Source organism: Chryseobacterium sp. MMO-72 (assembly GCF_037146035.1).
Lineage (GTDB): Bacteria > Bacteroidota > Bacteroidia > Flavobacteriales > Weeksellaceae > Chryseobacterium > Chryseobacterium indicum.
This window is the reverse complement of sequence record NZ_JBBCWG010000004.1, coordinates 75,385-97,655: the sequence shown is the minus strand read 5'-3', so window position 1 is coordinate 97,655 and position 22,271 is coordinate 75,385. Positions and strand designations below refer to the sequence as shown.

At 33.5% G+C, this 22,271-nt stretch carries 34 protein-coding genes; 32 read left to right on the top strand and 2 right to left on the bottom strand.

Annotated features, from left to right (window positions below; all coding sequences use genetic code 11):
- From WFH39_RS07540 to WFH39_RS07405, 28 genes are all read left to right on the top strand, one after another.
- A complete protein-coding gene (locus WFH39_RS07540) occupies window positions 1–558 on the top strand; it encodes a helix-turn-helix transcriptional regulator (RefSeq protein WP_336689414.1) in 558 nt (185 codons plus the stop codon).
- Between the two features lie 44 nt (window positions 559–602).
- The gene (locus tag WFH39_RS07535; protein ID WP_336689413.1) at window positions 603–797 is read left to right on the top strand and encodes a hypothetical protein; all 195 of its coding nucleotides are present in this window, start codon (window positions 603–605) and stop codon (window positions 795–797) included.
- 329 nt (window positions 798–1,126) lie between these two features.
- On the top strand, window positions 1,127–1,351 hold the full coding sequence (locus WFH39_RS07530; RefSeq protein WP_336689412.1) for a hypothetical protein: 225 nt from the start codon (window positions 1,127–1,129) through the stop codon (window positions 1,349–1,351).
- Between the two features lie 9 nt (window positions 1,352–1,360).
- Complete coding sequence (locus WFH39_RS07525; protein ID WP_336689411.1) at window positions 1,361–1,993, top strand: N-6 DNA methylase; 633 nt, start codon at window positions 1,361–1,363, stop codon at window positions 1,991–1,993.
- Complete coding sequence (locus tag WFH39_RS07520) at window positions 1,993–2,904, top strand: tyrosine-type recombinase/integrase (protein ID WP_336689410.1); 912 nt, start codon at window positions 1,993–1,995, stop codon at window positions 2,902–2,904. The genes WFH39_RS07525 and WFH39_RS07520 overlap by 1 nt, the downstream gene beginning before the upstream one ends.
- A gap of 9 nt (window positions 2,905–2,913) precedes the next feature.
- Window positions 2,914–3,573 carry an HNH endonuclease signature motif containing protein gene (locus WFH39_RS07515; protein ID WP_336689409.1) on the top strand — a complete coding sequence of 220 codons (660 nt, stop codon included), beginning with the start codon at window positions 2,914–2,916 and terminating at the stop codon, window positions 3,571–3,573.
- Window positions 3,557–3,973: a hypothetical protein gene (locus WFH39_RS07510; RefSeq protein ID WP_336689408.1), complete on the top strand. Its 417-nt coding sequence runs from the start codon at window positions 3,557–3,559 to the stop codon at window positions 3,971–3,973. The genes WFH39_RS07515 and WFH39_RS07510 overlap by 17 nt, the downstream gene beginning before the upstream one ends.
- The gene (locus WFH39_RS07505) at window positions 3,970–4,284 is read left to right on the top strand and encodes a hypothetical protein (RefSeq protein ID WP_336689407.1); all 315 of its coding nucleotides are present in this window, start codon (window positions 3,970–3,972) and stop codon (window positions 4,282–4,284) included. Before WFH39_RS07510 ends, WFH39_RS07505 begins: the two co-directional genes overlap by 4 nt.
- A 146-nt stretch (window positions 4,285–4,430) precedes the next feature.
- Window positions 4,431–4,691: a hypothetical protein gene (locus tag WFH39_RS07500; protein ID WP_336689406.1), complete on the top strand. Its 261-nt coding sequence runs from the start codon at window positions 4,431–4,433 to the stop codon at window positions 4,689–4,691.
- Window positions 4,692–4,720: 29 nt separating this feature from the next.
- Window positions 4,721–7,762, top strand: a complete 3,042-nt coding sequence (locus WFH39_RS07495) for a hypothetical protein (RefSeq protein WP_336689405.1) — start codon at window positions 4,721–4,723, stop codon at window positions 7,760–7,762.
- The gene (locus WFH39_RS07490; RefSeq protein WP_336689404.1) at window positions 7,762–8,127 is read left to right on the top strand and encodes a hypothetical protein; all 366 of its coding nucleotides are present in this window, start codon (window positions 7,762–7,764) and stop codon (window positions 8,125–8,127) included. Before WFH39_RS07495 ends, WFH39_RS07490 begins: the two co-directional genes overlap by 1 nt.
- Before the next feature lie 7 nt (window positions 8,128–8,134).
- Window positions 8,135–8,680: a hypothetical protein gene (locus WFH39_RS07485; protein ID WP_336689403.1), complete on the top strand. Its 546-nt coding sequence runs from the start codon at window positions 8,135–8,137 to the stop codon at window positions 8,678–8,680.
- Window positions 8,677–9,138: a hypothetical protein gene (locus WFH39_RS07480; RefSeq protein ID WP_336689402.1), complete on the top strand. Its 462-nt coding sequence runs from the start codon at window positions 8,677–8,679 to the stop codon at window positions 9,136–9,138. The genes WFH39_RS07485 and WFH39_RS07480 overlap by 4 nt, the downstream gene beginning before the upstream one ends.
- Window positions 9,139–9,140: 2 nt before the next feature.
- A complete protein-coding gene (locus tag WFH39_RS07475) occupies window positions 9,141–9,716 on the top strand; it encodes a hypothetical protein (RefSeq protein ID WP_336689401.1) in 576 nt (191 codons plus the stop codon).
- A gap of 1 nt (window position 9,717) precedes the next feature.
- Window positions 9,718–10,047: a hypothetical protein gene (locus WFH39_RS07470; protein WP_336689400.1), complete on the top strand. Its 330-nt coding sequence runs from the start codon at window positions 9,718–9,720 to the stop codon at window positions 10,045–10,047.
- Window positions 10,048–10,058: 11 nt separating this feature from the next.
- Window positions 10,059–10,523, top strand: coding sequence for a hypothetical protein (locus tag WFH39_RS07465; RefSeq protein ID WP_336689399.1), 465 nt, complete (start codon window positions 10,059–10,061; stop codon window positions 10,521–10,523).
- A 2-nt stretch (window positions 10,524–10,525) separates the two neighbouring features.
- Window positions 10,526–10,771 carry a hypothetical protein gene (locus WFH39_RS07460; protein WP_336689398.1) on the top strand — a complete coding sequence of 82 codons (246 nt, stop codon included), beginning with the start codon at window positions 10,526–10,528 and terminating at the stop codon, window positions 10,769–10,771.
- Between the two features lie 3 nt (window positions 10,772–10,774).
- Window positions 10,775–11,191 (top strand): zinc ribbon domain-containing protein, encoded by a 417-nt coding sequence (locus tag WFH39_RS07455; protein ID WP_336689397.1) that lies wholly within the window; start codon window positions 10,775–10,777, stop codon window positions 11,189–11,191.
- Between the two features lie 17 nt (window positions 11,192–11,208).
- Window positions 11,209–11,439: a hypothetical protein gene (locus WFH39_RS07450; protein WP_336689396.1), complete on the top strand. Its 231-nt coding sequence runs from the start codon at window positions 11,209–11,211 to the stop codon at window positions 11,437–11,439.
- A 31-nt stretch (window positions 11,440–11,470) separates the two neighbouring features.
- Window positions 11,471–11,704 carry a hypothetical protein gene (locus tag WFH39_RS07445; RefSeq protein WP_336689395.1) on the top strand — a complete coding sequence of 78 codons (234 nt, stop codon included), beginning with the start codon at window positions 11,471–11,473 and terminating at the stop codon, window positions 11,702–11,704.
- A 468-nt stretch (window positions 11,705–12,172) separates the two neighbouring features.
- Window positions 12,173–12,571, top strand: coding sequence for a hypothetical protein (locus WFH39_RS07440; protein WP_336689394.1), 399 nt, complete (start codon window positions 12,173–12,175; stop codon window positions 12,569–12,571).
- A 1-nt stretch (window position 12,572) separates the two neighbouring features.
- On the top strand, window positions 12,573–13,130 hold the full coding sequence (locus WFH39_RS07435; RefSeq protein WP_336689393.1) for a hypothetical protein: 558 nt from the start codon (window positions 12,573–12,575) through the stop codon (window positions 13,128–13,130).
- 33 nt (window positions 13,131–13,163) lie between these two features.
- Window positions 13,164–13,832 carry a hypothetical protein gene (locus WFH39_RS07430; RefSeq protein WP_336689392.1) on the top strand — a complete coding sequence of 223 codons (669 nt, stop codon included), beginning with the start codon at window positions 13,164–13,166 and terminating at the stop codon, window positions 13,830–13,832.
- Between the two features lie 10 nt (window positions 13,833–13,842).
- Window positions 13,843–15,633 carry a hypothetical protein gene (locus tag WFH39_RS07425; protein ID WP_336689391.1) on the top strand — a complete coding sequence of 597 codons (1,791 nt, stop codon included), beginning with the start codon at window positions 13,843–13,845 and terminating at the stop codon, window positions 15,631–15,633.
- A 64-nt stretch (window positions 15,634–15,697) separates the two neighbouring features.
- Window positions 15,698–16,063 carry a hypothetical protein gene (locus WFH39_RS07420; protein WP_336689390.1) on the top strand — a complete coding sequence of 122 codons (366 nt, stop codon included), beginning with the start codon at window positions 15,698–15,700 and terminating at the stop codon, window positions 16,061–16,063.
- Complete coding sequence (locus WFH39_RS07415) at window positions 16,060–16,470, top strand: hypothetical protein (protein ID WP_336689389.1); 411 nt, start codon at window positions 16,060–16,062, stop codon at window positions 16,468–16,470. Before WFH39_RS07420 ends, WFH39_RS07415 begins: the two co-directional genes overlap by 4 nt.
- On the top strand, window positions 16,448–16,984 hold the full coding sequence (locus WFH39_RS07410) for a hypothetical protein (protein ID WP_336689388.1): 537 nt from the start codon (window positions 16,448–16,450) through the stop codon (window positions 16,982–16,984). Before WFH39_RS07415 ends, WFH39_RS07410 begins: the two co-directional genes overlap by 23 nt.
- A complete protein-coding gene (locus tag WFH39_RS07405; RefSeq protein ID WP_336689387.1) occupies window positions 16,977–17,531 on the top strand; it encodes a glycoside hydrolase family 19 protein in 555 nt (184 codons plus the stop codon). The genes WFH39_RS07410 and WFH39_RS07405 overlap by 8 nt, the downstream gene beginning before the upstream one ends.
- Window positions 17,532–17,558: 27 nt before the next feature.
- Here WFH39_RS07405 and WFH39_RS07400 read toward each other — a convergent pair whose 3' ends face one another.
- Both WFH39_RS07400 and WFH39_RS07395 read right to left on the bottom strand, forming a co-directional pair.
- Window positions 17,559–17,783, bottom strand: a complete 225-nt coding sequence (locus tag WFH39_RS07400) for a hypothetical protein (protein WP_336689386.1) — start codon at window positions 17,781–17,783, stop codon at window positions 17,559–17,561.
- Window positions 17,784–17,792: 9 nt separating this feature from the next.
- Window positions 17,793–18,008 carry a hypothetical protein gene (locus WFH39_RS07395; RefSeq protein ID WP_336689385.1) on the bottom strand — a complete coding sequence of 72 codons (216 nt, stop codon included), beginning with the start codon at window positions 18,006–18,008 and terminating at the stop codon, window positions 17,793–17,795.
- A gap of 36 nt (window positions 18,009–18,044) precedes the next feature.
- Between WFH39_RS07395 and WFH39_RS07390 the strand changes: the two genes are divergently transcribed.
- The 4 genes from WFH39_RS07390 to WFH39_RS07375 all read left to right on the top strand — a co-directional run bounded on the left by WFH39_RS07390 (window position 18,045) and on the right by WFH39_RS07375 (window position 22,177).
- On the top strand, window positions 18,045–18,302 hold the full coding sequence (locus WFH39_RS07390; RefSeq protein ID WP_336689384.1) for a hypothetical protein: 258 nt from the start codon (window positions 18,045–18,047) through the stop codon (window positions 18,300–18,302).
- Window positions 18,303–18,411: 109 nt separating this feature from the next.
- Window positions 18,412–19,224, top strand: a complete 813-nt coding sequence (locus tag WFH39_RS07385) for a hypothetical protein (RefSeq protein ID WP_336689383.1) — start codon at window positions 18,412–18,414, stop codon at window positions 19,222–19,224.
- A 2-nt stretch (window positions 19,225–19,226) separates the two neighbouring features.
- A complete protein-coding gene (locus WFH39_RS07380; RefSeq protein WP_336689382.1) occupies window positions 19,227–21,311 on the top strand; it encodes a coiled-coil domain-containing protein in 2,085 nt (694 codons plus the stop codon).
- A gap of 53 nt (window positions 21,312–21,364) precedes the next feature.
- Window positions 21,365–22,177 (top strand): hypothetical protein, encoded by an 813-nt coding sequence (locus WFH39_RS07375; RefSeq protein ID WP_336689381.1) that lies wholly within the window; start codon window positions 21,365–21,367, stop codon window positions 22,175–22,177.
- Window positions 22,178–22,271 lie beyond the last annotated feature (94 nt).

Sequence of the window (22,271 nt, the reverse complement as noted above, 5' to 3'; positions counted from 1 at the left end):
ATGAGCTCAATAAGGCTTTATCCCGGAATGTGTGATGGTGCACTAGAAATTTTCTTTAATCATGAATTAAATGAATTAATGGCTATTAACAATGGTCGTATTAAAAAATATGATGACTTGCATGAAAACGAAGTATTTTTTTTAAAAGAAATACTTGACAACGAACCAGAAACAAAAAAGATTCTTAGCGGTTGGTTTACTGATGAGTATAATCAAAAGAAAACTTTGGCAAAATGCCGATTTGGAGGTTTAAATTTTACTCCAGATTTAAAAAACGGCATAGCTGACCCGGATAATATTTTATGCCCTAAAATTTCTAACTGTATAGGATTTGGCGTTGTTTGTAAACCTTTAAAGTATAAAGGTATAGAACTTACAAGTTTTGATATAAAAGCAATAAAACTCCTAAGTTCTTCAAAAAAGAATATTGTCATTGCTGATGAGCTTGATATTCCTTTAGGAAGTTTCGAGATCTACAGAACTAGGCTTTATAAAAAACTGGAAATTACTACAAAACAAGAATTGGCCGGAGTAGCGTTTAAAATTGGGCTGATATAATAGTTAACCGAACCCCGTTTCGGCGGGGTATTTTAGGATTTAGAATGGTGAAATTAGTTTATACAAAAATTGATGTTCGTGGTACTATCAAACAGATTCAAAAGATTGAAACGGAAGACTGCTTATTTGCATTTTCGAGAAAACTAAGAATGTATTACGACCAAGGTTTGATTAGTATTCCCGACGAGATAAGAGAGGTAATGAACGATAAACTGGATAAAATTTATAGAAGCCAGTAAGAATAAAGCACTTAGATTAAATTTCTTATAAAAGGATCAAAAGCAATTTTTTCTTAGTAATCGTGAAAGGATTTAATCAGAGAAGAAGTATAGGTGTTTGCCTGGGTATTCCAATTAAATTTTATAAGGTTTGTAGTCCACTGCTGTGAAGCCCTGGGCTACTTTTAAGGGAATCCGACAGAATAAGTGTTTTAAGCTGAGATACAGTGTAAGCGGCGCTTATGAAGGTGCAAGTCCTTCGTTTCCCACAACTCATATAGAATGAGTTTTCTATGTTATTAGTTTTTTACCCGACCGATGGTCGGTCGGGTTTTTTATGCAATACTTGAATGAATCCCGAAATTAAAAAATTTATTGAATCATTCCGTGAAAAACCTGTAAAACAATTTTCTATTAATGATTTTAGAACCAAAGCAGGAAATATTTCTTTTAACAAACTCTTAAAAGAACATAATCACGAAATATGGCGTACCTGTGAATGCGGAAATCAAGAGGATCTTCGGAAATCTTGGACTTGTTCTAATTGCGGCAAAACATTATTTGAACCTAAATAAAATTAGAGAATGACTACATCAAAACTAATGGAAGTTTTCAATCTTGAAGACATCCTAGATCTGCCAGAAAAAGTAAAGACTGTGTTAGATGGAGATTTGGAAGCTAGAAATAATATTTACTTATCTCTTATTGAGGCTAATAATTATGATATGTCTTACGACTGGTTCCAAGAGACTTACGAAGAAGAATTTGCTCAAAGAGCAAAGGGAAAACAGGATTTTACTCCAAATTCGGTTTCGTTGATAGCTTCAAAGCTAACCGGACAAAAAAAAGGTTTTATTTATGAACCAACGGCGGGAAATGGCGGTATGATTATAATGGATTGGTGGCAAAGATGTTTGAACAGTGCATATCCAATAATGCATTTTCCTTCAGATAATATTGTTGTATGTTGGGAATTATCTAACAGATCACTTCCTCTTCTTTTGTTCAATCTTTCTATTCGTGGAATAATGGGATATGTATTTCACGGAGATGTTTTATCCCAACAGATTAAAATGAAATATATCCTGGTCAATAAAAAAAATGACACTTTAGCATTTTCTGAAGTATTCAAAGATCCTGACAATAAAAACTGGATTTTCGGGGAAACTCTTTTCCAGGAAGAATCAATTTATAAACCATTTAAAAATATTTACTAATGGTATTAGATGAAGTATATGTTAATTGGAAAAAAGACAAACAAAGGTTTGTGAAAAAAAGTACTTTTTCAGCCTACGTACTATTGTATGAAAATCATATAAAAGAAGTTTTTGGTAATGATGAAGAGATAAAAGAACTGGCTGTCCAGAAGTTCGTTTTTCAAAAACTAGATCAAGGTTTATCACAAAAAAGCATTAAAGATATTTTGATTGTCCTTAAGATGATTTTGAAGTTTGGCAATAAGTACGAATTAATCAAATTTAATGATTGGGCAATTCAATATCCAACTGTTCGTGAGTCCCATACAATTGAGGTAATGAATAGAGGGCATCAGAAAAAGGTAATGGAATACATCCAGGAACATTTCACCTTTCGAAATATTGGTATTTTCATCTGTCTTAGTTCAGGCATGCGTATCGGAGAAATTTGTGCTCTAACCTGGAAAGATTTGGATGTTGATGAAGGATTGATCAGAATTACTAAAACTATTCAGAGAATATATGTAATCGAAGACAATGTTCGAAAAACAGAATTGCTTATTGATAGTCCCAAAACAAAAAACTCCATGCGCGATATACCAATGACTAAGGATCTGATAAGAATTCTAAAGCCATTAAAAAAAATTATGAATCCTGAATTCTTTGTTTTGACAAACGACGAAAAGCCCACGGAACCTAGAACTTACAGAAGTTATTATAAAAATTTAATGCGCCATTTGGATATTCCGGATATGAAGTTTCATGGACTCAGACATAGCTTTGCAACACGATGCATTGAAGCTAAGGCGGATTATAAAACAGTAAGTGTTTTACTCGGTCATTCCAATATTAGTACGACACTTAATCTATATGTTCACCCTACGCTTGATCAGAAAAAAGCGGTTATTAATAATGTATTTAAAAAATTATAAATCAAGATTATGACATTTTTTAGAACAGACGAAAATGGTTTTAAAACCACATTTTCAATTGATCAGGATAATTTCCTTAAAAAAAATTACTTAGAAATAAACATTCATAAAATAGCTTCAATTTTTAATAAATCAGAATGTGGTGTAAATAACAGGTTAAAGCAGCTAAATCTTATTATTCCTAAACAACTTGCTCAAGAGAGAAAATCAGCGGGAATGTTTAAGAAAGGAACCATTCCTCCAAATACTGGAAAAAAAATTGAAGATTTTATGTCAATGGAGCATATGGCAAAATTTAAAGCTAACCAATTCAAAAAAGATAATATTCCTCACAACTCAAAGGAGGTTTTCAGGGAAGTTAAGAGAAAAGATTCGTCCGGACACTATTATTGGATGATTAAGTTGCCAGAAAATAGAAGGCTAGTTTATAAACACATTTGGATTTGGGAGAAAAAAAACGGTAAGGTTGGAAAAGGATTTAATGTAGTCTTTAAAAATGGAAATTCTTTGGATTGCAGGATTGAAAATCTTGAAAAATTATCAAATGCAGAACTTATGGAAAGAAATACTCTACATCGCTTTCCTGAAGAACTTAGAAAAATTATACAGCTTAAAGGAGCTATCAATCGTCAAATTAATAAAATCGAAAAAAATGGACAGCACAACTAAAATTCAACTAGATTCATTAATGGGTAAAAAAATTCACTATAACAAACAAAATATAAAAATTCAAAAGTATAAAGAAGTTGGTGGATGTATCTGTATTGTTACTGATGTCAGAACGTTGCAGTTTTTCCCGGAAGAGATCAAAGAGAAGTTTCTTGATGTTATTAGTGACGAAAAACAAGAAGGTACATTTTCTCCGCCATCAACAATAGAAAAACAATCTTTTATTGCTCTACCTGAAGAAAATACAACAGTTAAAGAATCTCTCTTAGAAGCTTTGAAAAAGGTGAAAGCGGATCCATCGTACATTGCTCAGGCGAAAAGCGTCTGCCAGATTGCTGATGCTTTAGTGAATATTCAGAAAACGGAAATTGACTTAATCAAACTTCACAAAGATTTATGAAACAATACCTAACAAGAGTAAGTCAAATTTACTCGGCAAAGAATAAACTTGAGTCTGCAATCTTGGAATTAATTACTGCTAATGATCGGGTTTTAATCGAAGAAAAAGATTTAAAAACTTTTAAGGATGGTATCGTACAACAAATAAATTTTCTTAATCAGGAATATTCAAGAAGTTCTCCTAAAAAACCAAGTTGGTACAATGCCGGAGCTTCTTCGAAAATTAAAGATTATGGAATTTCTGGAGTTGATTGTGTTGCTTTTTACATATATGAAATCAAAAATAAATATCAAATAGAAGATGGCAAGTAAAAAACATCGTAAAAAAATAAAAAAAAATCATCAAACTCGAACTGCTGTAAAGATAATCGGTTACTCTGTTTACAACTTAACCCAAGCAATAGAATCGCTTGGTCGTGCAGCGGAACTTGCACGTATAAATTTTCAAAACTTCACCCATGAATATAGAAACTATCAAATCCGAAACAGAAAGTTATTTTAAATCCGAAGGAAAGGAGAAATTTTTTAAAGAAAAAGTTCAGAACACTAAGTCTGATATTCTTTCAGATTTTAAAAAATGGAATCAAAAAAATCCGGATAAAAAATTCACCGATTTTAAAGCGGAATCTATTGAAGAAATTAAAGCTGGGATGCAGTTTCTTAGTGAGATTCTATATGTCGGAATTTTCCTTACAGCACTTGATGAAGTAGTAGTATAGTAATAATAAACTAATAGCAAGAGTAAAGCATGTCATTTCCAATAAGCCAAGAAGATATTTTTAGAGCAACCAATGGAGGCTGGGATATAATACAAAGATTTTTGCCAGATGCAAATCTTAAGAAGCATTTTCGCATAAGAAATGAAGGTACGGAAAGTGCGAATATCCATGAAAGTGGAGGGATTTATTTCGTAAAAGATTGGGGCGATTCCGGAGGCTTTTTCCAAAAATCAAAACATGCAATTCATATTTATTCGCATTATACAGGTAAAACTTATTTTGAGGCATTACTTGCTTTAGGGGAAGAGCTTAATCTAATTGATCAAACTAAAACCAAAGCAAAAAATATTACCAAGTGCAGCTTCAGTGAATATACTGGTCCGGAATTAAATGATGATGGTTTTGCCTATACAATAAAAGAATTTACACCTTACGAGCTCGAAACCTTAGGTCCCTTAGTTACTTCCGAGATTTGTAAAAAATATAGTCTTTACTCTTTGGAATCTTATTCATGGTTAAAGAAATCAGAAAATACACAAAAAGAATTTTGCGATGTTTTCACGGTTACAAGTTCAGATACAAATCCCGTATTAGCTTTCATTATTTCTGAAGGAGGTGGAAAACCAAAACTTTCTTTACACGGACCTAAAAAAGATGTATCTGTAGAACCGGCAAATCCTGCCAGAGAGTGGATGAAAATCTATCAGCCAAAATCAGCTGACAAAAAATATCGTTTTTCTTATCTGGGTAAAAAACCAAAGCAGCATATTTTCGGCCTCGATATTCTAAAAAGAATGACCGTTAAGAAGGAAGATGTTTTAGATGAAAACGGCCACTTTACGGGAGAGCAAAAAGAAGTAATAGAGAAAATTAAGAAAGTAATTATCTGTTCCGGAGATAGGGATTCTATCAACATGGCTTCAACCGGAAAAGCTGATGCGGTAGTTTGGTTCAATTCTGAGACAGCAGATATCACTGAAAGCGAAATCGGATTATTGTTTAAACATGCAAATGAAGTTATCAATGTTCCAGATCTTGATCCTACAGGAGTAGAAGCTGGTAAAAAAATAGCTTTGGAGCACATGGATGTTAAGACAGCTTGGCTTCCGGAAGAAATCACCAGAAGAAAAGATTTTCGAGGAAATCCTTTGAAGGATTTTACCGATTTCATGAAAATAAACAGCAGCTATGATGATGAAAATCAAACTGATCTCAAAAGAAAAGTTGAACGTTTTCTGGAGCTGGCCAGGCCTGCAAAATTCTGGTCAGGGAAATGGAATAAAAGAACCGAAACTACCGACTATAAAATCAATTATAAAAATGCTTTCAATTTCCTGAAGCTGAATGGTTTTTTTAGAATAAAGGATGAAAACAGAAAGGATGGCTATTATTTTGTAAAACAGGATAAACATATTCTGAAAGAAGTATCTGCACAGGAAATAAAAGATTTCTTTAATAATTTATTAGATCAGAAACAAAGAGAAAAAGGACTTGTATTGTTTCCGGATGATCTGCTAAATATGCTTATTGGCTCCGAAGCTGTTTCTGATAAAAAGCTTGTTAATCTTGAAACCAAAGAATTCGATTTTACAGATCATACATTTAGTACACAATATTTATTTTTTGACAAATTTATCTGGGAAGTAAAGGCAGATCGGGTAGAAGAAATCACTAAAGGTTATAGCCGCTATGTTATGGAAAATGATATTCTAAATAATATCATAAAAAAACAGACAAGACATAGTCTTAATACCAGGGAAATTAGGCTTGAAGCAAATTATGTTGATCGGGATGGCAAGCTTATAAAAGGAAAGCCTTTTTTCGAGATACAGAAAGATGGAAACAACAATTGGGATGTGAAGATTCTGCGTAAAGACTGTGACTTTATGAATTATCTGATCAACGCGAGCCGGGTGCATTGGAAAGAAGAGATTAAAGGTCTGCCTAGGTCAAAATGGGATGATTATCTGCAGCAAAATAATTTTTGCCTGGATATTTATAGAACCGAAGGATCTGCAACTGGTTTAGATGATGATCAGGTTTATGAACAGGAGCTACACTTTGCTAATAAAGTTTATGCCTACGGATATCTGCTTCATAGATACAAAGATCCGTCGAAAGCCTGGTGTGTTTATGTAATGGATAATGAAGTGGTTGATGATAATGAATCTCATGGTCGATCAGGGAAATCTCTTTTATCTAATAATGCGGTCAGATTATTTATGAACTCTAAATATATGGGCGCAAGAAAAAAAAATCTGTTAGATAGCGATTTCCTTTACGATGGAATCACTGATCAGACAGACTACGTTCTTTTCGACGATGCGGACAAAAAATTTCAGTTCAATCAGCTTTTTACTGATATTACAGGAGATCTTAATGTGAATCCTAAAAATCAAAATGCTTATCTGATTCCTTTCCATCAATCGCCAAAGTTTTGTGTAACCACAAATTATGCCCCTTTTGGTTTGGATTCTTCAACAATGGAGAGGCTTTTATTTGTTGCTTACGGGGACTGGTATCATGGAGCAAAAGAGGATATGGAAGCGCGCTCACCACTTCACGATTTTCAGAATAGATTTTTTACAGAATGGGATGATAAGCAATGGAACTTATTTTTGAATTTTTCTGTACAATGTCTCCAGTTTTATTTGGGTACAAAAGACAAACTCGGTGCTCCACAAGGAAATATCAAAAAGAGAAATCTTATTACTGAAATGGGACCGGTCTTCCTTGAATGGGCAGAGGGATATTTTGATGATACCCGCTTAAATAATTATGTAATTAAAAAAGAAGCTTATGAGAGTATTAAATTCTATAATGCATCAATGAAGACAATTTCAGCAACAAGCTTCAAAAAGAAGCTGAATCAGTTCTGTGAGCTGAAAGGATATGTACTTAATCCAACCGATAAGCTTACTACAGCAGATGGCAGGATTATGAGAAGTTTGAATAGTATATCACATGAAATGATATACATCGCAGCTTCAGATATTGAACTCAATCCACTTTATACAGAAATGAAAAAATCAGGAGTGGAAGAAGATGATGACCCTTATAACGTAAAATAATGTACAGATCAAATTTTCCACCATTTAAAGCAGATTTAAAAAAGCATTTTGGATATCTAAGCTTCAACTGTACTCTAATCAATTTGGATCTTGTAGGAATCCGTTTTATAAAATCTGGAGAAGTCGTTGTAATCACTTATAGAGGAAATCGGAAAACAGGTTTCATTTATGAAGGAGAAGTATTTAATGAAAAACAGGTTTTGAGAGCATATAGAGATGCTCCAGATTCCTGGAATGATTTAAAAGAGTATGAAGAAGCATTTGAAGGGAAAGTTGAAGTTTTAGCACCTGTAAAAGATAATTATGTATTTATCAACGATATGGAAGTTCGTCCAAATCAACCTCTCAAAAATGTAAAATTGTAATACTGTAATGAAAAATATAATAATAAAAACTAAACCAATATTATTTTCGACAGAAATGGTTCAGGCTAATTTAAAAGGAATTAAGAGCCAAACCAGAAGAATTGTAGATGAAATGCATTACATGTTTTTAGAGTATGCTTTTCATCATAAAAAAAATATCACAGATTGGATTATCAGAACAGCTAAATATCAGCCGGGGGATATTCTTTGGGTAAGAGAAACTTTTTGGTTTGATCCTTTTCAGCAAGTTTATCATTATAAGGCTGATGAAGATTCATGTATGAAATTATTTACTGGCTGGAAACCTTCTATTCACATGCCGAAAAAAATAGCCAGGATCTTCTTAAAAGTTACGAGTGTACGTTGTGAAAGGCTGAAAGATATTTCAGATGGAGATGCAATTGCTGAAGGAATGGATCCTGATCAAGTTCCTACATATCGCTTCGCAGCTTTATGGAAACGTTTGAACGGGGAAGACTCATGGAACAGAAATCCTTTTGTTTTCATATATGAATATGAAATAATTGAAAAACCTAAAAATTTCCTGCCATGAAAAATTTTGATTTTTTAAAAACACAAGTTTCGCTATTTGATCCTTTTAATGTCGAACTCATTGAGCAAATAGAAGTTTTTAATTACTCTACTAAAACTTTCACCAAGTGCGAATATTGGGGCTGTAATGAAGAAGGAGAAAATGGATATCCATATCATAACTTCGGAATCATTGGAGATTTTGATTTTGAAATTTATAAAGATAAAGTCAGGTTTTACTATGGAGACCATCCGGAATATGGAGTTAAGGACTGGGATGATCCAGAATTAATTTTTCTTCCAAGAGGTGCTGCTCCTATTCCTGAAGGCTTTTTAATATTTGGCTATTTCGACTTAGAACACACCTACGATTCTTCACCTCAGACATTTTATGATATGATTAAACTCATCTGTAATTTTTACGGGAGAATTGAGCAACACATAGAATATCTACAAAACAGAAAAACAAATACATTTTAATTATGGATTACATCAAACAACATTACCAATTACCATTCCTAGAAAAAGGAATGAAAGTAGAAGCAGACGGAAAGTTCGGCAAAATTACCAGAGAAAAAAACGGATATATCGAAATTCTTTTTGAAAGTGGAAAAAAAGGACTGGCGCATCCAACCTGGGAAATGGTTTACTATGATGAAGCAGGAAACGTCATTAAAGATTTCAGGAAGCTAAAAACTTCTGTAGAAGAAGCAATTAGAACTGTGCCGGATCTTGTAAATATTGCTACTGGAGAAACCAATATCGAATTTACTCCAAATCTGAAAATGATCTATATCGCAGATAATAATTGGGAAGAGGATAAACTTATCGCAGTGTCCTGCACATTCACATTTTTCGGCCAGAATGCTCTTGCTTTTATCGTTGTAGAAGATCTACAGCCAAATAAACCTAGATATGCAGAAATCGAAAGTACTAGTGAAGAAATACACGCTTCATTAGTTTCTACATTAAATAAGATTGAAGTTTGGGAAAAGCTGGTTCCGGTTCTGAAAGAGTATAAATCAAAGTGGGAAGAATATCAAAAACAACCTTTTTAATATGAAGTTTAGAATAACATTAAAGGCTGAAGTCATCGTAGAATTTGATGAAAATTCAGAAGAGTTCAAAGAAATTTTTCATGGCTATAAAGATGCTATAGATGGATCTGCTAATTTGGAATCATTATCTGAATCTATTGCAAGTCATGTTTCGCGTTATGGTACAAGAGAATTTATCGAAGGTGTTGGATATTTAAATGTCAATAGCGAAAATCAAACTGTTTTCAATAATGGAAAATACGAAGAAATAGAAAGTCCTATCAATATTGAAGTAGAAACTGATTTGAATGGAAGAGTGGATTTTGAAATTGAATATACAGAAGAAATTTAAAATATAAATCAATGGAAAACTTAACAGTAGGCATTCAATTAATCGCCAAAGAAAGAAATCATCAAATTGACAAACATGGATTTACTGCCGAGCATCATGTAAATCATCCAGAATGGTATAATTCAAACCAACTGCAGTCCGGAGCAATATTATTGCTATTAAAAGAAATAGAAGGAACGATACTTCAAGCTTATCCTAAAAATTGGGATGCAGAAATATTTCAAGACTTCTTGGTTCGTGATGTTAAAGAAAGATTAATTATCGCGGGAGCATTAATAGCTGCTGAACTTGATAGGCTCGACGCCTTGGAAAGTATTTGTTATTTAAAATGTACAAGCTGTGAAAAAGAATTTGATATGGACAAAATGCATGAAGATTCAGGTGGTGATTACTTTTGCGCAGAATGTTGGAAGACACTTGCTCCAACAATGAAAGCTGAGTATGAAGAATTAAAAGCTAAAGGCGAAATCGAATAACTATGCAATATCAAATCGAACAAAACTGGGGTAAAGACTGTAAGGTCTGGGATTATTTTGAAAGCGAAGGTAACGAAGATGAAGTTAAAAAGCAGGCAGTGAAGATTGTAAAAGCAGCTCATGAAAAAAAGCTTGAGAGGAAAAGACATGATCCATTTACAAATATTGATCCTTCTCGACCAACCATAATTATTAGAGAAAATCCGGCAAGAAAGGATGGAATTGTTTATAAAACTAAATGGAGATAAAATATGGAAGAATTTGAAGAAATGGAAATGCCTACACCTTGCCAGCATTGTGGCGAATTATTTGATTTGAATGACGGTTACGGCTCCGAAAAATGGTATCCCAATACAACCATTTGCGAAAACTGCTATGAATTGGAAAAAGGTGAAATAGCAATGGATGAAGACATTCAGGAAATGAAAGATGAATTATCACAAGCTATTGATAATGCAAAAAGATTAGTTGAAGGCCTCAGAAAAACGAAAGTCGATATCGATCCGGAAAGCGATCTTCCTACGCTTATCCGGAAAGCGGAAATGTGGGATAAACTTGATGAGCAAATCGGGAAGATCTATGCTAATGAATGCGAAAGTACTGACGAGGAAGAGGGAGATCTGCTCGATATCGGAGAAGCTGCAGCCAGAGCATTTGGTTATTTATAAGTTTAAATTTTATTTTTATGGATATACAAGAGTTAATTTTTCAGACAGTTAGCGATCATTCGCATTTGTGGATCAAATATTATAAGTTAACAGAATATAAAGCAATGAGTTCTCCCGGAGAATATATAACAATAAGGGCGAGTTTTATAGGCAGCGAAACTATTAACAGGATTTTAGCTGAAGGTTTTGTGATCGAAACTATTCAATCTAAAAAATTGACGCAGACACTTATTCTGACGTGCATTTAAAAAGAGAATTGAACTTTAAAAAAGATTAATTATGTTTTCAGAGATACAAAAAACTCAAAAGTTTTTAAAGCAAAAATTTGGAGACCTAAATAAAGTTCCTCCAGGTGTTTATGCAATTCCGACAACGACAGCCGTAGGTGATGCTTTCATGCGTGTTGTTGTTGGTGAAGATTTAGGATTGAGTGATTTTTCTTTATGGGTTGACGAAGCTCTTACTGAAAGTTGGGAAGAAGCTCTCGAAAAACACATTCCAAGGAAATTTTAGCGCTGAGTATTCAGTGAGATTTTAATTCCCGGTGATAATATCGCCGGGAATTTTTTTATGCGATTCTCAGCCTGTTCCGGGATTTTAAAATTACACTGCCAAAATGCACTTTCAAAGGAAAGACCGCGGCGGTTTTCAATCCACCCCTTGCACCCCATAAAAATTTATTATTTTTTGTAATATTGTAATTAAGAACCTGAATTCTCTATTTGTAAGGTATTACAGTATATTTTATTTTTTGTAATAATTAAATAATCATTACAAAAAAAATGTAATTAAAATATCTATTACAAAAGCATTACAAATCAAAAACATAGGGATTACAGATGTTTTTTTATTTTAAATATCTGTCAATCAAAACGTTATTACAATATTACAGACTTACAAAAAAATTACATTATTTTTTCTTTTTTCAAGTTATTTTACGTAACAATAGATACTTTACGTATCTTTGTGTAAAACCGTAAAATGAAACAGGACTTTCTATATATCAAGAAGTTATATATTATAGCGAAAGATTTACTTTATGATGGAATTCAGGAAGAAGAAATCATATTCAAAGCAGGTAATATGGAGCCGGATTATTTTACTCCGGGAACTGCATTTTTTTCTTTCGATAAAAAAGAAAGCACTTCCGGATTTTATTATGTTAACGAGATGCAATTTTCGGTTCCTGGAAAAGGAGAAAAAGAATATATGGAAAAAGTTTCTAAGGCTGGAGCTGTTCTGGCTGTGCTTGATACAGATCAAAAAATAGTTTTTTACAAAAATGATTACTTCAGCAATACGGCTTTAAAGCCGGAGATAAGCTCTAATAACTTCAAAACCAATATTAAATATACAGTCACAAGTTTAGATGTTCTATAATATGATCCGCTTACGGCCGATAGAAATTCCGGAATATTTAATTCCTTTTATTTTGAAGGAATGTGATGGTATTTCTCTTCTCAAGGATGGCGGCGAATATAAGCAGATATTGATAGAGCCGAAAAGCGTTCTAGGACATTTTTTATACTCTCGTCTAAAGGAGCCTAAATCGGTAAAAGAATTTTGTCTCACGATTTATTCAAATACTCAGGGAAAAAAAAGAGTTGTTTCTTCAGAAGTTATCAATTTTTACAATACTGCAGAATTCTCCATTGATCTCAGCTTTGAAGATCTTGAGCAGTTTTATAAATTCCTAGATTCTTACTTCAGAACGCACTTCTGTTTTTTTGTGAAAGGTTATTGCAAAGGTAGCTCTACGAAAAGCAAAATTAAAAAAGCAATATCCGAATTTTGCGAGATGTATGATCTTTTGGAGTGGGGATATTCTGAAAATCAGATGCGTATACTTTACTACCGTTATACCAATAATGGTGTACTTTCTTTATTCCAAGACAATAATCGATTAAACTACGGATTTTTTGGTGTAACACAGGAATAATGCTCTGAATCTGATTTTTGTAAAAAAAAATCAATGCCCGAATTCAGACTCAATGCCAGGAAGCCCAAAAATGTAGGCGCCGGTTTACCGACACCAAAAGGAGAGCTTTATCTTTTATATAAAGATGATATTACTTCCATGCCGCTGCGGTCTGAAAAAGGTGTAATGTGCATTGGAGATATCCACCTAAAAAACGGGCGGCGTTTTCACATTCTTTATCTAACACCAACAACTCAAAAAAGAAATATAAAATCCGATGGTGAAGTAGATTCACGTGGATGGAAAAAAAAAGTTTCTGGAAATTATCCGGGAGATCAGATAGATATTCACGAGTTTGCCCGGCTTAATATCAATCAAGGCTTTGTCATCGTGATGAATTCTTACGATGATGTCTATCACCGTATTTACGGATCTTTTGAAAATCCGCTATACTTCACAGGCGAATTTACTGATGATAGTGATAAGAAAGGCTATGAGCTGACTTTCGAGCAGAATTTCGCAGATAAAGATCCTGTACTTTTTTACAATGGAGAAATTATTTTAGATGAAAGCGCTATTGAAGATCCGGATATTGACTTTGAGGGGTTATTCGCCCGCAGAGATGGATCCAATCTTAATCATGAAGAAAAAGACAGCTGGGCATTAATTCTTTCAGATTATTTCTTGAGCAGCAATATATTTCCTATAAGTAATCAATGGTAAAAACTAAACTATGACAAACTTTTTAATACCTATTACGGTTAATCAGCTTCCGACAATTGCTGAACTGGACGGAAAGCAAGGGCTGTTTATTCTTCCGGACGGATCTATTCATATTAATCGAAAAGACGATACATGGTTAACTTTAAAAGAACGCAATTATTTTAATGTAACACCAAGTGGACAAAGTCCAGTAGCTTCAAACACTATCAAGAAAATTAGCAGACATTCTGGAAAATCATTAACATACATCGAAACTCAATTAAACCATAACGGCGATTTAATGTCGGATTTGGATGTGACAGGAGACGGATTCTATATCAAGGAAAATGGGAAATATTACGTTCAGATTTTCGATGCCGTCATTGATGTAAGAGATATAGGAATGCTGCCGGGGCAAAATTGCGGGGCGATTTTTCAGAGAAATTTAGAACGCTTAAAAAAAACCGGAGCTGCTTTCATTTTTCCGGCTGCTGAAGGTGATTATATTTTTGAAATTCAAATTTTATTCCCCTACACTGTTGAAGTTAATACACCGACTCAAAGACCGTGGACTATACTAGGTAACGGTGCTTACGCTAATGGAAAAGAAATTGGAGGAAACGGGAAAAGGGGTTCCACCATTCAGCTCGCATATAATGGGAACGGAAATTACTTAGATGCAAAAATTATCACAAGAGGTTTAGGAAACTTAGTAATCGAGGACATTACGCTACAAGATATATCGGGCGATAATACCCCTTTTATTTACTCTACTTATACTACTTTAAGACTGTATAGGAATGCATTTTTGGGCGATCCGAACAAAGTAGGTTCTGCGTGTGATCAAGATATTATTTTTCTTGGTGGTAAAGATGCCACCGAAATCGGTGATAATCCGAATGGAGGCTTTCAGGGATATGGAACCATTATAGAAGCCAATTGGTTTAATCATGTCAGATTTGGTTTGGTTGGACAGAATTACTGTAATGGCATAGTCTTTAAAAACAATAAATTTTGGTTTCAATGCGGAAATGCTAACGGTGGTTGTATTAAATTGGATGGTTCTACATCAAATCAAAGTTGTGCAGGAAATGTGTTTGCTTTTAACCTCGTGGAAATGATACACTATAAGCATTTCTTTGAGGGTTATACGGCATTTAATAACAGTTTCATATGCAATAACTTATACGATGCCAATAGTTTTACAATCGCTTATTATAAGTTTGTAGACTCCGAATATAATATGCTGATTCATGGTTTCCATAATGATGCAGCCGGAGACTCTCCGGCAGGTTCGCCGATATTAATACCGACGATTATAGGAAGTAAAAATCAGGTTGAAATAACCAGTCACCAGGGGCAACTCTCAAGAATTGAGCGATTAGAAGCATCTGAATTAATAGTTAGCAACGGTTCTTCTGTTTTTGATTCAGCAAAAATGAAAGATCAAAGTAGTGATATTTCATTATTTCAGAGATATTTCAAAAACAATAAAGAGCTTGTTACAGTTAGAAAAGAGAATGACGGTTCTGAGACTGATTTGTTTGCTATAAAAGATTATGGAGGAGGCTATTTTGATTATAGTTTTAAGGGTTTAAATCCACGTTTGGTAAGTGATTCAAAGATTAGAATTTGGTCAGGAATGTACAACGAAATATATCTGGGAGATTATGCCGGAAATGGTATTTTAATTTATAATGGAGGTATTAGATTTACACCACAGGCAGCAGCAGGAGTGTTAAACAATTCTTTATTTTTAGACATAACTAATGGTAAACTTTCATTTAAAGACGATACAGGTAACATAAACCTTTTATATTAACTAAGAGCTTGTGTTTTTGATTGTATGAATAATCTCGAAGTTTCGTTAAAAAAATGAATTTATAATGTCAGAAGAAATAGAAAAAAAACTGGAGCTAATTCCAAAGATATGGAAGCTCTTAAAAAACTGGAGTACATACTATGTTCTTCTGATCTTTGGTTTAGGCTACTGGATTTATAACGATGAAAATAGAATTTCAGACTTATATTCTAAAATTGATAAAAATGAAAGTGATCACAGAATTGCTTTAGAATCATTGCAGAGAAAATTAGAGGATCGTAACTGTATAGAAGTTTTTAAAGCATGGAAAGAGGCGGTTCAACCAAAATATGACCAGGAGGAAAAGGATGCTAAGATAGATTTGGAAAACGAGAGGAAGCGAACAGAACAACTTAATGAAACATATAAACTTTTAAATCAATCAAAATGAAAACACTATTAAAATTAATTTTTACCATACTTCCTTTGATTGTGTTTTCGCAGGATACCTTGCAAATTTCAACGGAAGCGAAAGAAATAGCTGCTACAATAGAGCAGAAGAAAAAAAGTATTGATAGTATTAAGTTTCTTAAAAATAAAGAAATTCAGAAACAGTTACGAATTATTGCTTTAATAAAAGAAGAAATAAGGAAAAAAGAAGTCGAGAAAAAATTAAGACACTTTGATAAGAGTATTGTTGTAAAAGTTTTTGATTCAATTGAAGCACTGAAGCCAAACAATGAACCTGAATATTGGGAGGCAATTCCGCGAAAATGGACCGGAAGATTATTTCATAAAGAAGACTACAGAATCCGGAAATATAAATTTATAAATAATGAAAAAGTTTATCTGGATTAGCTTGATTTTTCTATTAACTGTGGATTGTGGTTCAAGAAAGAAAAATTTGGAAGAATCTTCTCAAAAATTCGAATTCGAAAGTAAAAACTCCGGAAGATCTGAAACTGATTTTTACAAAACTACTTTTAGTGAAAATGATTTATCCGAATTGTTGGAAAATCAAAATATGAAAATTTCGTCAAACGGATCTCCCTACCAGCTTCAGCTTGGAAATATATTATTTTCAGGTTCTGCAGATATTGAGTTAAATAAAAGTAAAAAAGAAATTAAGTCTGTGAGCCGGTATTTTGATTATATAGTTTATCATCACGTTAATGTATATAATAGTCAGACTAAATATCGAACGGTGACTACTTATAAATCAGTAAAGACAGAAAGATCCGGGATAAGCTTTTTCGATATCATTTGGATGATTGTTGTTTCTTTTATTGCAGGGATTATTACTTGGGAAATAGTAAAAAAATATCTGCCTTCTACTGTCTTGAAAATTTTAACACTTAATAATAATGATTAATAGAAAAAATTTCTTTGATGGCTATCGATCAAATCTTGATCCTAATAAAAAATTAGATCAGTCAGAAGTTAATGCATTAACCATTTTCCTTGATTTTGTGGATGCTACATGGAATTATTTTACAATTCCACAATGGGCTTACGTTTTTGCAACTACATTTCATGAAACGAAAGCTACGTTTTTACCTGTTAAAGAAGCTTATTGGTTATCTGAATCCTGGAGGTTAAAAAATCTAAAATATTCACCGTATTACGGTCGCGGTTATGTTCAGATAACTTGGAGAGAAAATTACCAGAAATTTTCAAAGGATCTGGGAGAAGACTTTGCGAAAAATCCGGATCTGGTTATGCTTCCCAAATATGCTTTTAAAATATTAATTGACGGATTTAAAACCGGAGCTTTTACTGGAAAGAAAATTACAGATTATATCAATGATAAATCTAAAGATTATAAAGGTGCAAGACGTTGTATTAATGGAACTGATAAACAGGAATTGATTGCATCTTACGCTCAATTTTTCGAAGAATTGTTAACGAATAACAAATGATTTATTCTCACATGAGTTTAAGTTTTCTTAGTAACCGAAATTTAATTTTTCAAATTCAGATTTTGCAAATTCTTCAACAGCTTTTATAGTTTCTCTTTCGCCTGTATGAACTACACCAAAGCTTTCAACAGCTATAATATTTAATGGATTTATATTTTCTACTTTGTACAAAATAAAACTATAGCCTTTGAAATAATGGATATAATATTGTTCTTCTAACGGAGCATAAAATAGTCTTAGTTTTGTTTTCATACTTTAAATTTACAAATGAATATCCAATGCAAAATAAAAAAAGTGTTTGGTTTCAATTTCTCTACCTTCTTTAGCAGTAAATATTATTTTGCAATTAAAGTAAGTTTCTCTTTCAATTTTAATATCATAAATTTTTCTTAGTCCTATTCCGGAAATATTATATTTTAATGCTTTTACTATTTCTAATATAATACTGTGCTGTGCCTCTATTTTAAATTCTTTCATGATTATAAAATTAATAAAGTCTTTTGATAATCAGATATGGTTATCCGTAATATAATTATTTCAGGCAAAAAATTAGCAACGTTGAACGATATTACAATTAAGTTCGATTTGCAACAATTTTTGTCTTACTATAATGGTATTAATATTTCTATAATTAGTAAAAAGTACAAGCTAAATAATTCTTTAATTTCTCAATATAAATCAGGAGAAAAATATCCTTCTGAAGAACAAGCTAGGAAAATCATTGAAAGTATAAAATCTTACGGTGAAGAACTAGCCAGTATTGATCTATAACTTTAATACAAATAGAAAATTTAAAAGCGTCTGATTTTTCAGACGCTTTTGCTTTTTTAATGTAACACATCATTTAATACGCCTCGTATAGTTTTGCGATATGAAAATATTGTCTGAAATATTAGGAGGATCATGGCTTTTCACTACAGATGATCCGCAGCGTCTTAAATCTATGGTTGATACTGTTTTGTCTGGAGGAAAAGTAAATGAAGAAAAACCATTACTTTCTAAGTTTATCGGTGAGCCTGAAGCAGATCCTCAAACCGGAAATGTCACGCTTTTAAATAAAGTTGGGTATATCTCTATGACCGGGATTATGACTAAATATTCCGGAATGTGCTCCAACGGAGCAGACAGCATTTGTGAAGAAGCTATTAGAATAGATCGCGATCCTGATTCTCTTGGAATAATTTTCCATATTGACGGATATGGAGGAAATGCTGATGCTATGCCCTTATTTATTGATCTTTCTTCAAAACTTACTAAACCTTCAATTTGTTTAATCGACAAAGCATTTTCTGCTCATTATTGGGCGGCTGTTCTTATAGGAGAACATTTAATGCTTTCCAACGATCTTACAGCTGAAGTCGGATCCATTGGGGCTATGATTATGTTTGAAAAACCTGAAAGAGAAATGATCATCATTAGGCCTCCGGAATCTTCGGAAAAAAATCAGGATTTCATAGACGCTCTTGCTGGAAAATATGATTTGTACATTCAGAAATTAATTCCATTAGCTCAAAGATTTCAAGCTTCAGTATCAGAAAAACGGCCATCTGTAAAACCTGAAATTTTGAAAGGAGCAACTTATTCAGCTCAGGATGCAATCAAAAATAAATTAGCCGACAGTATTGGAGATATAAACGACGCTTATAACTGGGTTGTTGCAAAATCAGAACTTAAAAAATTAAAGTCTAAATAATTATGAAATTTTTAACCATGTTAGCGAGGTTTTTAGGCCTTGCAAAAGTAGAGCAGAAAGATAATAAAGTAGATCTTTCAGAAGAGCAGCAAAATAAGCTTAAAAGTCTTTTAGGTACAGAAGAAGCGGCGACACTCATTGAGCAGGCAAACAATGAACTTGCTGGGGTTGCGGATGCTCAAACTCAATTAAGAGAAGTTCAAAGTCAATTGGCAACTGCTAATCAGGAAAATCAGGCAGTTACAGCTCAAGTAGAAAACTTAACGACTCAGGTAAGTACTCTTCAATCAGAAGTGGCAGATAAGAATAAGGTTATTGAAAAACTTGCAGATTCTCCGGAAACAATTGTTGAAGCAGTTAATGCCGGTCCGGCTGTGGTTTTCGGAGCTGGAAAAATTGTCGCGGTTGCAGGGTTTTTGATGGGGCTACAAGGGCAGGTTTTCGCAATGGATCGTCCTTGGAATGCAAGAGCTGTTGCCGGTCTTTCGGCTCCGGCTACAGATTTCAAAAATGATATGGTAATAAATACCTTAAACGAAGATATTAAAGGATTTGTAGCTGAATATCCTTCTAAATTTGATTCAATTTTTGATAAAAAATATAATCTGCCAGAACTTTGGAAACAAAATACAATTTTTGGAGTATCAGATAGATTGTTATCAGCTACCATCTCCGTGGAAGAAGTTACTCAACCTAGAAAAGCTATTTGGGTGGCTAAAGGAGGCGTAACAATCAAGCCGGAGGTAATGGAGGTAAAACCAACGCAGATTGATCTTCAGTTCAATTACTGGACACTTCAGGCACTAGAAAATTCCTGGCTTCACAATTTCAATAAGGAAGGTTCTCAGGCTTATAAAATGAGCTTTATAGAATTTCTAATTGTTAAATATCTTGAGAAAGCAAGATCTGAAGATGCTGATGTTTTAGTAAGAGGAGTATTTTCAGAAAAACCTGAAAACTACGATAAGCCAGTTAGTTATCTGATCCGAAATAATGGGGTTCTTAAAATTCTTTTTAATGCAAGAGATATTGATAAAAAGTACAGAGCTTTTTATCTTGGGGAACTTACCGAATCTAATGTTTGCGATTACATTGATAATATGATCCAGTCTTTACCGATTGATGTGAGAAATATGGATCTTCAGATGGACCTTGCTCCGTATTGGATCAGAAAATATCAGACTAGAGACCGTGAATTGTATGGAGGTAATAACGATTTCACAGGATTAATAAAAAACCCGAGAGATTATCCTAATATAGAATTTGTTCCTGTCGTGCAGCTTGAAGGTTCTAAATTTATTTTTGTGACTTTCAAAGACAATGTAAAGCCGTTAGAATTTCTTCCTGAGGAAAAATCAAAACTAACGTTTGAAAAGTTCCTGAGAGATGTATATGCATTTGCAGATTACAAACTAGGAATTGGATTAAATCATATTGGCTTGGAAACTACGGATGATAATCCTTTAAAATATGAACTACAGGCTGTATGGTCAAATTTTGAACCTTTGTTCGACAAAAATTTCTTCATCCCTGTTTTCGATTTCGGAAATGGAGTGGTAAATGCAAATCACAACAGGATTACACCAACACCTGACTTTACTACAGATATTACTTCCATTAAAGGAAATATCGGAAACTATCTTTTCATCAGAGGGAATATCTCTCTACCTGGTAACACGAAAGTTAAGAAAAATTCAGAATTAGTTCTTACTTCAACTGATTTTGATTTGAAATCCGGAGGAACTTTGACACTGATCAAACAAGGTAATACTTGGAAAGAAGTTTCCAGAACTACGGCTCCGGAAACGGTAACAAATCAGGTAGAATTCAATGATACTACAATTGATTATGCAGATTCAGATAAATTCATATATATGGGTGATGCAGCAGCAGATCTTGCATCAATTGCCGGAGGATCTGAAGGAAATACAATCAGGATTTTTGGAGGCGCAGCATCCGGTTCCGCATTGAGTGTGAAAACGGTAGGAAATATTAAGGTTGCAAGTACCTATGTTATGGATTCTCATGCAAAATGGATTGATCTTATTTTCATCGATGGATTCTGGAATGAAGTTTCAAGAGGGTAAAAAATTATAATAACCAAAAACCTCCCGATGTACAGGTTAATCGGTTTTAAATTATGAGAACTGATTTAAAAAAATCAAAAAATAATGCAGGAACGCCCACACCCAAAAAAGCCAATACAATTGCCGCTTTTGTAGATGATATAATTTCCTGGCCTTCCGTCGCTGAAGACGGTGTAACCTTAGTTGGAAATTTTGTTTTCAAACCCGGAACAAATTTCTTCCGCATCTATATGACAGCTCCAACTCAGGCAGCAACTTATGAGTCTTCAGGGAATCCGGATGGGAAAGGAGCAATGAATAAATATGTCGGTGAACACCCGGGTACAACAAAAGAAGCTTTGTCATTCATTAAAAAGAATATGGGTGAAGGATTTGTTCTTATCTATGGTGGTTGCGGCGGTGAAGAGGAAATGAAGGTAATGGGATCCGAATGTCATCCGTTGATTTTATCTGCAGCTGGAAAAGACGATAAGGATGGAAACGTCAATACATTAACTTTCGAGCAGGAAATGATCAACAGGGATTTTATTAAATTCTATTCCGGAGACATTTCTTTTGCTGAGCCAAAAGCTGTTACAGATGAAAATATTATTCTTGCTAAAGCAGACGGTCCTATGTATCAACTAGCAGCTGCTGCAATAACTGCAGATGTGGAATTTACATCTTCGGACTTTGAACATGATCAAATTGTTACCATTATTGGTGGCGGTGGATCTGCTCCTTATATTTTGAAGAATACACCTTCAGGTTCAGTTCCAGTACTTCTAAAAGAAGCTACTAACTGGATCGGGTTGAAAGATTCAATTATTAATCTAAGAGTAGTAAAGGCGGAAAAAACTTATTTAGTAGAAGCATCCAGAAAGTAGTTGATTATATTGTATTTTAAATTGAGAAGCTGTGTCCTTTGATGCAGCTTTTTTGATGTAACAATGTTTCATATGTACTCATTTTATTTTTGTT